Genomic DNA, 15,750 nt, shown 5'->3' on the forward strand with positions numbered 1-15,750 from the left:
GCACCTGGAATTCGCTGCAGCCCGCCTTGCGTTCAGTGCTCGATCGTCAACGTCCCCTGATCCGCGTCGAGTTCAGCCATCGAACCGCTCGGCAGGCTCACCGGCCGTTCCCCGTGCCCGACCGGCAGACCACCGAGAACCGGAACGCTGAGCCGTTCCAGATGATCACGCAAAATATCGATGATCACCCGCCCGCGGGACGGCTCCACCATCATGAACTGGCCGACCGCAACGCCCGAAAGCCCGTTGAGATGGCCAGCCTTGCGCAGCATGGTCAAAGCCCGGTCGACCCGCCCCGGATAACAATCGGTCGCTTCCAACAACAGAACGGCGCCGGTGAGATCAGGCAAGGCCCATCCGGCGGCCGTGACAATCAGGTCCAGATTGCCGCCGACAAGGGGACCTTCTGCCTTGCCCGTGGTGGTCAGTGTACCCGTGGGCTCACCGGGCCGCGATGCGATGGTGATACGGCCGCGCGCGGTCAGCATTCGCAAGATAGCATCGCGATTTTCGATATCGACACCACCTTCATCGCCGAACAGCGCGCCATGGATACCCACAAGCCCGCATCGGCGCAAAAGCATGAGATGGAGAATGGTGATATCGCTCAATCCCACCAGCACCTTCGGGTCAAAGCGCACGGCATCGAAATCGAGCCGGTCGGCAATGCGGTAGGAGCCCTTGCCGCCGCGCGTCGCAAAGATTGCGCGGATGTCGGGATCGCGAAACGCGGCGTTCATGTCATCGAGCCGCTCGTCGTCCGTGCCCGCCAGATAAGCATGGCGATCGAAGGCATGCACACCGAAATCGACGCGAAAACCCAATTCCTTCAAAGAGCGTGCGCGTGCGGCAATCGTATCGCGATCCGGCGCGCTGGCCGGCGAGACGAAACGGATGCGGTCGCCGGGTTTCAGCTTCGGCGGGATGATGATCGAACGTTGTCCACTGTCGCTCTTGATTTCACCGCGCATGCGCCCCCCGTCCCGGATCGCCCTGACGAAAAAGGCCGCCCCGAAGGACGGCCTCCCTTTGCGTCGTGCGTCAGGCCGCAGCCTTCTCGGCCCCGCCGCTGAGCTTGAAGTTCAAGCGATCCGACCCGGCATAGGCCTTGATGGTCGAGCCGTCCGGGAAACTGCCCTGGAGGATCTGCTCGGCGAGCGGATCCTGGACGTATTTCTGCACCGCCCGCTTCAGGGGACGCGCGCCATAGGCCGGATCGTAGCCCTTGTCGGCAAGGAAGGCGCGAGCCTCGTCGTCGAGTTCGAGCGTGATCTTGCGCTCGGCGAGCAGTTGCCGCAGACGCGCCAGCTGGATATCGACGATCGCCCCCATCTCGCCGCGCTTCAGGCGGTGGAACAGGATGATCTCGTCGACCCGGTTGAGGAACTCCGGCCGGAAATGGCCGCGCACCACATCCATCACCTGGTCGCGCACCATGTCGCTGTCGTCGTTCTCGCCGAGCTGGATGAGATACTCGGCCCCGAGGTTGGAGGTCATGATGATCATCGTGTTGCGGAAATCGACCGTGCGGCCCTGGCCATCGGTCAGCCGGCCGTCGTCGAGCACCTGCAGGAGCACGTTGAAGACATCCGGATGCGCTTTCTCGATCTCGTCGAACAGCACGACCTGGTATGGCCTGCGCCGCACGGATTCCGTCAGCGCGCCGCCTTCCTCGTAACCGACATAGCCGGGAGGCGCACCGATCAGCCGGGCGACGGAGTGTTTCTCCATATATTCCGACATGTCCATGCGCACCATCGCCGTCTCCTCGTCAAAGAGGAAACGAGCCAGCGCCTTGGTCAGCTCCGTCTTGCCGACGCCGGTGGGGCCAAGGAAGATGAACGAACCGATCGGCCGGTTCGGATCCTGCAGACCCGCCCGCGAGCGGCGAACCGCACGCGACACGGCCTGAACCGCATCGCCCTGGCCGACCACCCATTTGGCCAGTTCGTCTTCCATCCGCAGCAGCTTGTCGCGCTCACCCTCCAGCATCTTGTCGACCGGGATGCCGGTCCAGCGGGAAACGACATGGGCGATGTTGTCCGGCGTCACGACTTCCTGCACCATCGGATTGACGGTGGCGCCGTCCTCTCCTTCGGCGGCTTCCAGCTCCTTTTCCAGCTTCGGGATCACCCCATAGGCAAGCTCGCCAGCCCGCTGGAATTCGCCCTTGCGCTGGGCGATCGCCAGCTCGTTTCGGGCTTCGTCGAGTTGCTTCTTCAGGTCGGCAGCCAGACCGAGCTTCGACTTTTCCGCCTGCCAGCGGGCCGTCAGCGCATCGGCCTGTTCTTCCAGCCCGGTAAGGTCGATCTCCAGCTTTTCCAGCCGGTCCTTCGACGACCGGTCGGTCTCCTTCTTCAGCGCCTCGCGCTCGATCTTCAACTGGATGATGCGGCGGTCGAGTTCGTCCAGTTCCTCCGGCTTGGAATCCACCTGCATCCTGAGCCGCGACGCGGCCTCGTCCATCAGGTCGATCGCCTTGTCCGGCAGGAACCGATCAGTGATGTAGCGGTTGGACAAGGTCGCAGCCGCAACCAGCGCCGAGTCGGAGATCCGGACCTTGTGATGCTGCTCGTATTTTTCCTTCAATCCGCGCAGGATCGAGATCGTGTCCTCGACCGTCGGCTCGTTGACCATCACCGGCTGGAACCTTCGGGCAAGGGCTGCGTCCTTTTCCACGTGCTTGCGGTACTCGTCGAGCGTGGTGGCGCCGACGCAGTGTAGCTCGCCGCGGGCAAGGGCCGGCTTCAGCAGGTTGGAGGCGTCCATTGCCCCGTCCGCCTTGCCGGCGCCGACCAGCGTGTGCATCTCGTCGATGAACAGGATGATTTCGCCTGCTTCCGCCTGGACCTCGGAGAGAATGGCCTTCAGCCGCTCTTCGAACTCGCCGCGGAATTTCGCACCGGCAATCAGGGCGCCCATGTCGAGCGCCATCAGCTTCTTGTCCTTCAGGCTTTCCGGCACGTCGCCGTTGACGATGCGCAGCGCCAGGCCCTCGGCAATCGCCGTCTTGCCGACGCCGGGCTCGCCGATCAGCACCGGATTGTTCTTGGTGCGGCGCGACAGCACCTGGATCGTGCGGCGGATCTCGTCGTCGCGGCCGATCACCGGGTCGAGCTTGCCTTCGCGGGCATCGCCCGTCAGGTCGCGCGCATATTTCTTCAGGGCGTCGAAGCCCGCTTCGGCATTGGCACCATCGGCCGTGCGGCCCTTGCGGATGTCGTTGATGACCTGGTTGAGCTTGGCAGCGGTCACGCCCGCCTTCGACAGGATGCCGGAGGTTGCAGCCGACGTCTCGATGATCAGCGCCTGCAGCAAGCGCTCGACGGTGACGAAGCTGTCGCCGGCCTTCTTGGCCGCCTCTTCAGCGGTCGAAAACACGCGCGCCAGCGGCTGTGCCAAAGACAGCGACCCATTGCCACCCGAGACCTTCGGCAGCTTGGCAAGCGCCGCATCATTGGCGATCCGGGCAGCCTTTGCATCGCCACCGGCCCGCTCGATCAGCGATGCCGCCATGCCCTGGTCGTCGTCGAGCAGGACTTTCAGGATATGTTCGGGAGTGAATTGCGGATGGCCCTGCGCCAGCGCATAGGTTTGCGCCGATTGCAGGAAACCGCGCACGCGCTCGGAGTATTTTTCAATATTCATCTGTCGACCTCCATAAATCGGCCAGCCCGTTCGCGGCACTGCCGATGGTTCAGGATCAGGCCCCCTGAAAAGGCAAGCCTGTCATTTCCGGTCGATATCTGCCTTGCGCAGGATCAACCCGTTGAAGCGAATATGGGGGAGGAATTTTGGAAATTAAAGGGGCTGATCTGTCTCTCTTTCCGAGCACTGGACAGCCGCCAGCCGGCACGGATGTGTGGTCTTCCAAAGGACTGCGATGGTAACACTGAGGAGTAGGAGTTCCGAAACTGGCGTGGCAAACCAGATGCCGCCTTCACCGAAGACGCAGACCCTTGTACGAGCGTTGCCACAGCCCGCCCCCCAAGCTGTTTCCGAAAATGGCCTGCACCGCTGGCTCATGCTAAATAGCGGCAGGAAGGCGAAGGTCATGATCCCGTAATGTTGGGCGATCAGTTCTACGCCTTGGTCGAACCAGCCAGAAACGCATCACCGCCCTTACACCACGAAAAAACCCGGCCGCGAGCGGACCGGGTTCTTCAATATTCAGCGCCGTACGGCAGCCTACCCTTTTACTCGCCGGCAGCATCAACGAGGGCCGGAACGTCCGGCTGTTCGCCCGTCGCGGCGGCCTCGTCGCCAGCGGCATCGCTGCGGCGCGGCTGGCGGCGGGGGCGCGGGGCGGCACGGCGGCGCGTCGGGGCGGCCCCGGTCGGGGCTTCCGCTTCCAGTGTAACTTCTGCCGGCGTGCCTTCGATCACCGGCTGCGGGCCGGAACCGTCGATGACCGGCTGCGGCTGCAGGTCGGGGCGCGCCTGCGGCTGGGCCTGTTCGGGCCGCTGCTGGCGCTGGCGGTCATGGCGCTGGCGGTCGCGGCGCTCGCCGTCCTGCTGGCGCGGCGGGCGATCGGCCTGCTGAGGGCGACCCACATCAGGCTGCTGGTCTTGGATGGAGGCGCTTTCGTCGACGTCGTTCTGGTCGAGATCGTCGTCGCGCTCGTTGCCGTCGCGATCCTGGTAATCGGACCGGTCGCCGTAGTCGTTGCGATCGTCACGCTGGAAACGTTCCTGCATCTGCGCCTGGGCGGCGGCAATGATGCGGTTGTAGTGCTCGGCATGCTGAAGGTAGTTTTCCGCAATGACCCGGTCGCCGGAGCTCTGCGCGTCTCGGGCAAGGGTCGCATATTTCTCGGCAATATGCTGCGCGGTACCCCGGATCTTCACGTCCGGTCCGGAACTGTCATAGGTCCGGGTCAGCGGATTGGAACCCTTCCGGTTATGGTTGTTGTTACCACCGCTGTTGTTGCTGCTGTTATTGTTGTTACGCCCACGGCCGCGCTTGTTTTGCTGTCCTGGCCTCATCGTTCACTCACCTGCATTCTCTTGATATTGATGATCATGTGGTTGCGTGGCTTGTCGGGGATTCCGGAACAGGCAAACACGCGCCGCGACCCAACCGTCTTTTGGCGGCGCCGTCGCTGGTTAAAGTCAAATTAACAGGTACCCGCACCAGGCACTGTCGAACCTTAGCAACTCTTTTGTGAGAGCAATCCCTGTGGCCAGGTCTGACCGGAACGAATCTCTGGTCTAAGACCTTCTGCCCAGTGCGTGACTGCCAACCTATCCCGCCTGCCGTGGAATTCCAAGCCTTTTCTTCACGTTTTCGAAAAGAACGTTCCATCAGACGGCTATTTTCAGGCATTAGTTGCAGAAGGAGAACACTATGGCCCGGTCATTGCCGCCAAGATCGCGTATCCTGTCGACGATCCGAAACCCCTTTTCCTCGAAAACGCTTCCCACCACCTGCAGTTGATCATAGCCGATCTCGACCCCGACGACACCGCCCTCGGCCAGATGGCCGGCGGCATTCGCGGCGATGATGCGATAGGCGTCCAGCCCGTCGGCACCGCCGTCCAGCGCCAGCGCCGGATCGTGATCCCGCACCTCCGGCGCGAGCGACGCGACCACGTCAGTGCATATATAGGGCGGATTTGACACGATTATGTCGAACACACCCTCGATCCGCTCGAACCAGTCGCTTTCAACAGCCACAAAGCGGTCGTCGAGCGTGTTGCGCACCGCATTGGCCCGCGCCATCGCGACGGCACCGACGGCAAGATCGGAGCCGACGCCGGTTGCCTCCGGTACGGCGCTGAGCAGCGCCAGGCAGATCGCCCCGGTTCCCGTGCCGAGATCGATGATCCGGCAGCTTCCCTTGGCGGCGACGGTGCGCCGCGCAAACGGAATGAGCCCCTCGACGATCATCTCCGAATCCGGCCGTGGCTCCAGCGTGTCCTTCGACATGCCGAGGGTCAGCCCGTAGAATTCCCGTTGGCCGAGAATGCGGTTCACGGGCTCGTGCGCTGCGCGTCGCGCAATCGCGGCGCGAATCCGTTCGGCGTCCTCCGGCGCGACCGCCTCGCTGCCGCGCGTCATGAAAGCCGCCGCCGGCAGATCTAGCAGGCCGGAAATCAGCACCCGCGCGTCGAATGCCGCCTCGCCGATATGCGCCTTGAGGAATCGCGCCTTCGCCTCGGCAAACAGGCTGTCGAGCGTATCGGTCATCCCTGGGTCTCGCCCAGTTGCGCCAGCTGATCAGCCTGGTAGTCGGCCAGCAGCGCATCGACCACCTCGTCGATCTCGCCCATCATCATCCGGTCGATCTTGTAGAGCGTCAGGTTGATGCGATGGTCGGTGACGCGGCCCTGCGGGAAGTTGTAGGTGCGGATGCGTTCCGAGCGATCGCCGGAACCGACCTGGCTCTTGCGCGAGGCCGAGCGCTCGCTGTCGGCCTTCTGCCGCTCCATGTCGTAGAGCCGCGAGCGCAGGACCTGCATCGCCTTGGCACGGTTCTGGTGCTGCGACTTCTCCGAACTGGTGACGACGATGCCCGATGGCAGATGCGTGATGCGAACGGCCGAGTCCGTCGTGTTGACGTGCTGTCCGCCCGCGCCGGACGAGCGCATCGTGTCGATGCGGATGTCCTCGTTGCGGATCTCGATGTCGATGTCCTCCGCTTCCGGCAGCACCGCGACGGTCGCCGCCGAGGTATGGATGCGTCCTTGCGTTTCCGTATCCGGCACGCGCTGGACCCGGTGTACGCCGGATTCGAATTTCAGCTTGGAAAACACCCCGCGCCCGGTGACGGTCGCGATGATTTCCTTGTAGCCGCCGGCATCGCCCTCGCTTGCCGAAAGCACCTCGACCTTCCAGCCCTTGTCGGCGGCATAGCGCTCATACATGCGGAAGAGGTCGCCGGCAAAAAGCGCCGCCTCCGACCCCCCCGTGCCGGCGCGGATTTCAAGGATGGCGCTCTTCTCGTCGGCCGCATCCTTCGGCAGGAGCAGGATCTGCATGTCCTTCTCCAGCGCCTCGATGCGCGCCTCGATCTCCGGCTTTTCCATCTCGGCCAGATCGCGCATATCGCGGTCGGTGCTTTTGTCGGCCAGCAGCGCCGCGATATCGGCAAGCTCGCCTTGCGCCTTCTCATACTGCCTGATCTTCGTCACTACCGGCTGCAGCTCGGAATATTCGGACGCCAGCTTCACATAGACATCCGCCGCCGGCCCCTCGGCCATGCGCGCCTCGATCTCACTGAAGCGGCGCTCCAGCTCGCGCATCTTTTCAACAGGTAAGGTTGCCAATGTTTACTCCGTAAGACCGCGACGACAGCGGTCTTTTCAATGGTTCTTGTCCCTCGTCAGGGCATTCTTTTGAGGAGAGTTCACCCCCCTCCGTCACTTCGTGACATCTCCCCCACAAAGGGAAGATCATTCATTTTTCCTTATTTCGTAAGGAGCGCAAGACGGTAGTGGCCAGGTGTCGGCGTCGCCGACAGAGGGGCCACGCCCGCCCCAGCCTCGACCGACCCTAGACCGGAATCCCGTTCTCCGCCGCGAATGCCACCAGCAGCTCGCGCATCGGTGTCTGATCCTTGGTGTCGTCCAGCGCGACCGCCATCATGGCCGAGAGCTTGTCGACGTCGAGCGCCAGCAGCATCGCCTTCACCGGCCCGACGGCCGTCGGCGCCATCGAGACCGAGCGGAAGCCGATCCCGAGCAGCGCCATGGCCGACAGCGGCTTGCTCGCCATTTCGCCGCACAGCGTCACCGGGGTATCGTTGCGTTCGCCCGCGCGGGTGATGTCGCGCAGGATGCGCAGGAACGGGCGGCCAAGCACGTCGAAGCGGTCCGACACCCGCGCATTGCCGCGGTCGACCGCCATCGCGAACTGGAACAGGTCGTTCGAACCGACGGAAACGAAATCGACCTCGTGCATCAGTTCGTCGAGCTGCCACAGCAGCGCCGGAACCTCCAGCATCGCGCCGAACTGCAGCTTCCTCGGCAATTGCTCGCCGACCTTCGACTGCCGCTGGATTTCCTTCTGCAAAAGCTCGCGCACGGTGCGCAGTTCAGACACTTCGGTTACCATCGGCAGCATGATGCGCAGTTCCTGGCTTGCCGAAGCTCTGAGCATGGCGCGCAGCTGCGTGCGCAAGAGGCCGGGCCGGTCGAGCGACAGCCGGATCGCCCGCCAGCCAAGCGCCGGGTTCTCCTCTTCCGCCGCACGGAAATAGGGCACCACCTTGTCGCCGCCGATATCGAGCGTGCGGAAGGTCACCGGCTTGCCGGCGGCCTGCTTGATCACGTTGCGATAGAAGGCTTCCTGCTCTTCCATCTTCGGCATGGTCGAGGCGATCATGAACTGCAGTTCGGTGCGGAACAGGCCGATGCCCTCAGCGCCCGACTCCGCAAGCTGCGGCAAGTCGACCATCAGGCCGGCATTCATCTGCAGCTTGATGTGCTTGCCATCCCTGGTCACCGGCTCGACGCCGCGCAGCGCCTTGAACTGTTCCTGCCGCCGGGCCCGAAGCTTTACCTTCTCCTCATAGGCCCGCTGCAGGTCGGCCATCGGCCGCAGGTGCACCTTGCCATCTTCGCCATCGACGATGATCGCATCGCGGTTTTCCGCCAGCGCCACGGCGCCTGCCGCCTGGCCAACGACCGGAATGCCCATGGCGCGGGCGACGATCACCACATGGCTCGTCACTGCGCCTTCTTCGAGAACCAGGCCGCGGACGTTCTCGCGCGGATAGTCCAGCAGTTCGGCAGCACCCATGGCACGCGCGACGACGATGGCATCCGGCGGGAAGTCGCTCGCCGAAAGCTTGGCGCCATAGCCGGTCAGCTGTCTGAGCAGCCGGTTGGCAAGGTCGTCGAAGTCATGCATGCGCTCGCGCAGATAGGGATCCGTCAGCCGGATCATCCGCGCCTTGGTCTCGCTCTGCACCCGCTCGACCGCCGCTTCGGCGGTCAAGCCGTTGCGGATCGCCTCTTCGAGCTTGCGCACCCAGCCGCGGTCATGCGCGAACATCCGGTAGGCTTCGAGCACGGCGCGGTGCTCGCCTTCCATGGAGACATCGCGGCGCGACAGCATGTCGTCGATCGAGATGCGCAGGGAACCGAGCGCTTCCGCCAGGCGGCCGAGTTCGTGATCGGTGTCGTCGTTCAAAAGATTGGTGACGACGATGCGCGGCTCGTGCAGCACGACGTAACCGAGGCCGATGCCATCGTTGAAACTGTTGCCGTCGATCGAGACCGGCCGCGACAGGTCGAGTTCGAGGCCCGGGCGGGTGATCTTCTTCAGTTCGCCGGTCGCCACCATTTCGGCGAGCACCATCGCCGTGGTCTCCAGCGCCTCGACCTCGTCGTCGCGATAGGTACGGCTTGCCTTGTTCTGCACGACGAGAACGCCGAGCGAGCGGCCGGTTCTGAGAATCGGCACGCCGAGGAAGGAATGGTAGATCTCTTCGCCGGTTTCCGGCAGGTAGGTGAAGGCCGGATGCGCCTGCGCGTCGGAGAGATTGAGGGGTCGCGCGGATGCCGCAATCGTACCGACGAGGCCCTGCCCCATCTGCAGTTGCGCGAGATGCACGGCGCCCGGGTTCAGGCCTTCGGTGGCATAGAGTTCGAGCACGCCGTCGGAGCGCAGCACATAGACCGAGCACACCTCCGCGACCATGTTCTGCGCTATCTGGCGAACAATCTGGTCAAGGCGCTCCTGCGGCTCGAGCGGTTCCGCCATGAGTTCGCGCAACCGCTTGAGAAGGACGCGTGGACCCGCCGAGAGGTCTCTCATCGCGTTACGTCTCCTGTCTAAAAGTCAACAACTGCAGGCGGCAAAAGGTTCCGGCGCATCCGCGCCAAAACGTCGATGCCGCCGCTTCGCTTAACTCTTATCCAGACCGTAGACGGAATGCAAAGTGCGAACGGCCAATTCGGCATAAGCGCCGTCAATCAGGATGGAAATCTTGATTTCCGAGGTGGTGATCGCCTTGATGTTGATGCCTTTTTCGGCAAGTGCGCGGAAAGCGGACGCCGCCACGCCGGCATGGCTGCGCATGCCGATGCCGATGACCGACACCTTGACCAGGCCCGATTCGCTCTGGATGACGTCGAAACCGACCTTCTCCTTGGCGCCTTCCAGCACCTTCAGGGCCTTGTCCACGTCGCCCGAAGGCACGGTGAAGGTCATGTCGGTCTTCGAGCCGTCTTCCGAAATGTTCTGGACGATCATGTCGACATTGATATGGGCTTCTGCCAGCGGGCCGAAGATCGCAGCCGAAACGCCGGGCCGGTCGGCCACGCGCCTGAGCGAAATCTGCGCTTCATCCTTGGCATAGGCGATGCCGGTGACGACTTCCTGTTCCACGATCTCTTCCTCATCACAAATCAGCGTACCGGGGGGATTGAGAAGATCGCCCATGCCCGGCGCATCGGGGTCTACGAAACTGGAGCGCACGAAGGTGCGGACCTTGTGAACCATGGCAAGCTCGACCGAGCGCACCTGCAGGACCTTGGCGCCAAGCGACGCCATTTCCAGCATTTCCTCGAATGCGATCTTCTTCATCCGCCTCGCCTTCGGCTCGATGCGCGGGTCGGTGGTGTAGACGCCGTCGACGTCGGTATAGATGTCGCAGCGATCGGCCTTGATCGCCGCCGCAATCGCCACGGCAGACGTATCCGAGCCGCCACGGCCGAGCGTCGCGATGCGGTTGTCGGGGCCGAGCCCCTGGAAGCCGGCGACGACGGCCACCTGGCCTTCGCCGAAGCGGCGGATCAGCTCGGTGCCGTCGATCTCGAGAATGCGCGCGGCGCCATGGGCGTTGTCGGTCTTGATCGGGATCTGCCAGCCCTGCCAGGAACGGGCATTGATGCCCATCGATTGCAGCGTGATCGACAGGAGCCCCGAGGTCACCTGCTCGCCGGAAGCGACCACCGCGTCGTATTCGCGCGCATCGAAGAAGGGCGAACTCGCGCCCGTCGCCTTCGGCGCGCCCTGCACCCAGCCGACCAGTTCGTTGGTCTTGCCGGACATGGCCGAGACGACCACCGCCACCTCGTGGCCGGCCTCGACTTCACGTTTCACATGGCGGGCCACATTGTAGATGCGTTCAAGATCCGCGACGGATGTCCCGCCGAATTTCATAACGATGCGTGCCATATGCCTCTACCGGTCGAAAATGCCGCGCGTCAAACCCGCGCCCGTCTGTCTTCAAGTCGCCGGTCTCTTAGCGAAATTGAGGGCGGGGTGCAATGGAGAAGGACAAGGGTTCTGGCGTAGCGGCAACCTCGCGCCATGCGGCAGAAAATGCCTTCGGCAAGCACTTCGTCGCCCGTACCGCCCGCAGCCAAACCCGAAACCCTCAGCGAGCTTTTCTCAGTACCTCTGCAAGGGTCCGCTCAATGCGTGGATCCAGCGTATGGGCAACATTGAAGCGCATGAAATCCGATGCGCCTTGCGATACGGAGAACACATTGCCGGGGGCAAGCACGATGCCCTCGGCAAGGGCAGCTTGCGCCACATGCGTAGCATCCAGCCGGTCAGGAAGTCGGCACCAGAGATAGAAGCCGCCACGAGGCAGGAGCCATGGTTCGATACCGAGCCGATGCAGTCTGTCCACCACCTCACGACGCGCCCTGGCGAGTTTGCGCCGCAGTTCCTCCATGTGCTTGCGATAGCTCCCTCCCGCCAGCACCTGGGTAATCAGTTCGGTGGCAACGGGGCTCGGTCCGCCAAAGTTGGTGGCGACCTGCAGATCGACCAGCCCATCGATCCAGTCGCGCTGCGCAGCAATGTAGCCGCAGCGGATCGACGCCGAGAGGGTCTTGGAGAAACTGCCGATGCGAATGACGCGATTGAGACCATCCAGCGCTGCAAGGCGCACCGACGGCTCGGGTTCGAAGTCAGCGAAGATATCGTCCTCGATAATTATCATCTCATGTTGTGCTGCCGCGTTCAGCAAACGATGCGCGGTTTGGGGTGGAAGCGTTGCACCCGTCGGGTTGTGAAGCGCGGAGTTGGTCAGGTACACCCGTGGTCGCTCGGCATTCAGCAGGGCTTCAAACGCCGTAAGATCAGGACCCGTTGGCGTGTAGGGAACGCCGATGATCTTCACCTGATGCGCCTTCAACAGCGCCTGAAAATTGAAATAACACGGATCGTCGATCATGACCGTGTCGCCTGGCCGGAGGAGAAAGCGACAGATCAGATCGAGTGACTGGGTTCCCGTACTCGTCAGCATCACTTCATCCGGCGTGGCCTGAATGCCCTCCTCTGCAAAGCGCGCCAAAAGCAGACGCCGCAGCGGCAAAGAGCCGCGCGTGCTGCCGTAATAGGCAAGGAGATTATCGTCGGCTCGCGCCAATCTTCGAATGGCCTGCCTCAACGCGTCATTCGGCATCCAGTCCGAGGGAAGCCACCCGCATCCGGGCTTCAGCACCGCATCATCGGAATCGAGCGACTGCCGCGACACCCAGAATGGATCGACTGCCCTTGCACGCGGCGATTCGGCTTCCGCCAGCTTGAGCGGCGGCAAAGCGGTGGTCGAAACATAGAATCCGGAGCCTCGAAGCGCCCGGATCAATCCCTCCGCGGCAAGACGATCATAGGCTTCGACCACCGTGGTTGGCGATACGCCCATCGTGGCGGCAAAGCTGCGGATCGAAGGAAGACGATCCCCCGGCGCAAGTGATCGGCTGGCGATCTTGTTCCTGATCGCCAGCATGACGTCCGTCGTGCGCGTACCGGCATCGCTGCGTGGCATGGAGGTCCCAAATTGTATGTCTAATTATACTGTTACAGTTTGTTGATATTGTACTGATCTGTGCCTGTTTACGCCAGTCTTTTGCGCGTAACTGTGCGGCAGAAAGTGAGGTGCCATGAAAACGTCGATGGAAGGTTGGGGCAGCGGGTTGCTCGGTGTCGTCATATTCAGCGGGTCGCTTCCGGCGACACGCGTTGCGGTTTCGGATTTCTCTCCGCTGTTCCTGACATCGGCCCGGGCGGTCATCGCTGCACTCCTCGGGGCAGCGTTGCTCTTTGCGCTGCGCCAGCCCAGACCGCGCGCGCACGATCTCCTGTCGCTCGCCCTAGTCGCGCTCGGCGTCGTCATCGGCTTTCCGCTGCTGACGGCAGTGGCGCTGCAATACATCACGTCGGCGCATTCGATCGTGTTCGTGGGTCTGCTTCCGCTTGCGACCGCAATCTTCGGTGTTCTCCTGGGCGGGGAACGCCCAAGGCCGCTCTTCTGGCTGTTCTCCGGGCTGGGCAGTGCCACGGTGGTCGGTTTCGCCCTGACATTTGGCGGAGAGGTGTCTGTCACGGGGGATCTGCTGATGATTGCCGCGATCATCGTCTGCGGGCTTGGCTATGCGCAAGGTGCGAAGCTCTCCCGGACATGGGGTGGATGGCAGGTGATTTCCTGGGCGCTGGTCCTCTCCCTGCCCCCGATGGCGATTATCGCCCTGATCACGCTGCCGGACACCTGGCAGGGCATCGCCGGCCCGTCTTGGATTGGGCTTGGCTATGTATCGGTCTTCAGCATGCTTATCGGCTTCGTGTTCTGGTATCGCGGCCTTGCGCTGGGCGGCATCGCGGGCGTGGGACAGTTGCAACTGCTTCAACCCTTCTTCGGTCTCCTGCTGGCCGCCAGCCTCCTGCACGAACAGGTGAGCGTCATGATGGTGGTCACAGCGCTTTCGGTCGTCGCGTGTGTGGCCGGGGCTCGCAAGTTCGCCCGCTGAGGTCGTCAAGACCCCCCCTGTCACATCCCTGACATCAAACCCTGCTCCTGTCCCTGCGACCAACAGGAACGCGACCCCATGATCGACCAGCTCAGCCGCATCAAGGCGGAAATTGCCGACAGCTTCGACGAGGAGCTGGAAATGCAGATGGAGGAGGACCGGCTCGACGACCTGGTCGCCGAGGGCATGTCGGAGGAAGCCGAGCCGACGCTCGAGCGCAGGGTCTATTTCCGCGAGCTGTTCCGCCTGCAGCATGAACTCGTGCGGCTGCAGGACTGGGTGCAGCACAATAAGCTCAAGGTCGTGGTGCTGTTCGAGGGCCGCGATTCGGCCGGCAAGGGCGGCGCCATCAAGCGCGTCACCCAGCGCCTCAATCCGCGCGTCTGCCGCACCGTCGCCCTGCCCGCCCCGACCGAGCGGGAGCGCAACCAGTGGTATTTTCAGCGCTACGTGCCGCATCTGCCGACGGCGGGCGAAATGGTGCTGTTCGACCGCTCCTGGTACAACCGCGCCGGCGTCGAGCGCGTCATGGGCTTCTGCACGCCGGACGAGCTCGAGGAATTCTTCCGGTCGGTGCCGGAATTCGAGCGCATGCTGGTGCGCTCCGGCATCGTCCTCATCAAATACTGGTTCTCGATCACCGACGAGGAGCAGGAGTTCCGCTTCAAGATGCGCATCCACGATCCCTTGAAGCAGTGGAAGCTGTCGCCGATGGACATGGAAAGCCGCGTCCACTGGGAGGAATACACCAAGGCCAAGGAAGAGATGCTGGAGCGGACCCACATCGAGGAAGCCCCCTGGTGGGTCGTCCAGGCCGTCGACAAGAAGCGAGCGCGCCTCAACTGCATCGCCCATCTGCTTGCGCAGATCCCCTACGAGGACGTGCCAAAACCGGCGATCGATTTGCCCGAGCGCGTCCGCCACGACGACTATACCCGCGCGCCGGTGCCAGCGGAGATGTACGTGCCGGACGTCTACTGAGACGGCAGAGGTGATCCGCCTTCAAGCGGCGGATCACCTTGTCCTTACGCCAGCGGCAGGAAAATATCGGTAACCGCCTCCTGTTCCGGGACATCCGGGAAGAAGCGGATGCGCTGGCAATAGAGCGGGAAGTCTCTTGGCGTCTCGCCGCTCTTCGGCAGCCAATGCGCATAAAGATGCGTCAGGGCGGGGCCTAAGCCATCGTCGGATCCTGTATGACGCAGCACGGCGCATCGGCGAGGCCCGCTTCAGTCGCAGTCCCTGGATATAGGGAAAGACACCGATGCCGAGCAGCTCGGAAAATTGCCGGTGGAAATGAAACCGCGAAAAGGCCGCCACCCCGCTGAGGGTCTCGACGCTCAGATCGTCGTCGAGATGCGCGTCGATATGGTGAAGAACGCGCTGAAACCTGTTGCGGTAATTCTGTATGGTGACCGTGTCCAAGATCGTCTCCTTCATGACGCCTGCAACCTACCGGCAGGTGTCATGGCGGACCTGACGGAAATTGCTGAGATCGACCCACCCCCATCCATTCAAGCCGCTGCCCCGCTCTTCCGCGCCACCACCGCGAGATAGGCAGCCTGCAGTTCCGCAAAGACGGAGCGCTCCGGCACCGGCGCGCCAAGATGCAAGGCCCGCAGTTCCTCCATGAACGCCTCCCACATCGGCGGCCCGCCGTTTTCCAGAAGTTCGGCGCGGATCGACAACTCTTCCGACACGGGCATGTGCCGGCGACCCCAGGCGCCCATCTGCGCCAGAAGCGGCACGAGCTGGATGGATGGCTCGGTCAGGCTGTAGATGCCCTTCTGCTTGTGGCTCGGATCGTCGGTGCGCGACAAAAGTCCCCTCTCGGTCAGCCGCTTCAGCCGGTCGGCCAGCACGTTCGAGGCGATCCCCTCTTCCGATTGGGTGAGCAGTTCGCGAAAATGCCGGCGGTTGCCGAACATGATGTCGCGGATGACGATCAGGCTCCAGCGATCGCCGAGCATTTCCAGTGTCAGGTTGATCGGGCATCCCGATCGGTGGGTCGTGTCCATTGTGTCGCCAAAACCGCTTGCAAT

11 protein-coding genes and 1 pseudogene are annotated in these 15,750 nt (G+C 63.0%); 2 read left to right on the plus strand and 10 right to left on the minus strand.

The window, feature by feature from the left end; translation table 11 throughout:
- Positions 1-32 precede the first annotated feature (32 nt).
- The 8 genes from A3AY_RS0117870 to A3AY_RS0117905 form a co-directional block, all read right to left on the minus strand.
- The gene (locus A3AY_RS0117870) at positions 33-971 is read right to left on the minus strand and encodes a S66 peptidase family protein (RefSeq protein WP_018327036.1); all 939 of its coding nucleotides are present in this window, start codon (positions 969-971) and stop codon (positions 33-35) included.
- 70 nt (positions 972-1,041) lie between these two features.
- Positions 1,042-3,648 (minus strand): ATP-dependent chaperone ClpB, encoded by a 2,607-nt coding sequence (gene clpB, locus A3AY_RS0117875; protein ID WP_018327037.1) that lies wholly within the window; start codon positions 3,646-3,648, stop codon positions 1,042-1,044.
- A gap of 548 nt (positions 3,649-4,196) precedes the next feature.
- A complete protein-coding gene (locus tag A3AY_RS0117880; RefSeq protein ID WP_018327038.1) occupies positions 4,197-4,985 on the minus strand; it encodes a DUF4167 domain-containing protein in 789 nt (262 codons plus the stop codon).
- Between the two features lie 339 nt (positions 4,986-5,324).
- Positions 5,325-6,188, minus strand: coding sequence for a peptide chain release factor N(5)-glutamine methyltransferase (gene prmC, locus A3AY_RS0117885; protein WP_018327039.1), 864 nt, complete (start codon positions 6,186-6,188; stop codon positions 5,325-5,327).
- Positions 6,185-7,267 (minus strand): peptide chain release factor 1, encoded by a 1,083-nt coding sequence (prfA, locus tag A3AY_RS0117890; RefSeq protein WP_026203566.1) that lies wholly within the window; start codon positions 7,265-7,267, stop codon positions 6,185-6,187. The genes prmC and prfA overlap by 4 nt, the downstream gene beginning before the upstream one ends.
- Before the next feature lie 226 nt (positions 7,268-7,493).
- On the minus strand, positions 7,494-9,761 hold the full coding sequence (gene ptsP / locus A3AY_RS0117895; RefSeq protein ID WP_018327041.1) for a phosphoenolpyruvate--protein phosphotransferase: 2,268 nt from the start codon (positions 9,759-9,761) through the stop codon (positions 7,494-7,496).
- A gap of 90 nt (positions 9,762-9,851) precedes the next feature.
- A complete protein-coding gene (locus A3AY_RS0117900) occupies positions 9,852-11,126 on the minus strand; it encodes an aspartate kinase (RefSeq protein WP_018327042.1) in 1,275 nt (424 codons plus the stop codon).
- Between the two features lie 202 nt (positions 11,127-11,328).
- Positions 11,329-12,729, minus strand: coding sequence for an aminotransferase-like domain-containing protein (locus A3AY_RS0117905; protein WP_018327043.1), 1,401 nt, complete (start codon positions 12,727-12,729; stop codon positions 11,329-11,331).
- 115 nt (positions 12,730-12,844) lie between these two features.
- Between A3AY_RS0117905 and A3AY_RS0117910 the strand changes: the two genes are divergently transcribed.
- Together A3AY_RS0117910 and ppk2 are read left to right on the plus strand one after the other, a co-directional pair.
- Entirely contained in the window at positions 12,845-13,708 is an 864-nt protein-coding gene (locus tag A3AY_RS0117910; protein ID WP_026203567.1) for a DMT family transporter, read from the plus strand.
- Positions 13,709-13,786: 78 nt separating this feature from the next.
- Positions 13,787-14,689 (plus strand): polyphosphate kinase 2, encoded by a 903-nt coding sequence (ppk2, locus tag A3AY_RS0117915; RefSeq protein WP_018327045.1) that lies wholly within the window; start codon positions 13,787-13,789, stop codon positions 14,687-14,689.
- 44 nt (positions 14,690-14,733) lie between these two features.
- Here the strand turns inward: ppk2 and A3AY_RS39210 are convergent.
- Together A3AY_RS39210 and A3AY_RS0117930 are read right to left on the minus strand one after the other, a co-directional pair.
- Positions 14,734-15,148: pseudogene (locus tag A3AY_RS39210) on the minus strand (AraC family transcriptional regulator).
- A 74-nt stretch (positions 15,149-15,222) separates the two neighbouring features.
- On the minus strand, positions 15,223-15,726 hold the full coding sequence (locus A3AY_RS0117930) for a winged helix-turn-helix transcriptional regulator (RefSeq protein ID WP_018327047.1): 504 nt from the start codon (positions 15,724-15,726) through the stop codon (positions 15,223-15,225).
- Positions 15,727-15,750: the final 24 nt, after the last annotated feature.

The sequence above is a fragment of the Rhizobium giardinii bv. giardinii H152 genome (assembly GCF_000379605.1).
Classification (GTDB): Bacteria; Pseudomonadota; Alphaproteobacteria; order Rhizobiales; family Rhizobiaceae; genus Pararhizobium; species Pararhizobium giardinii.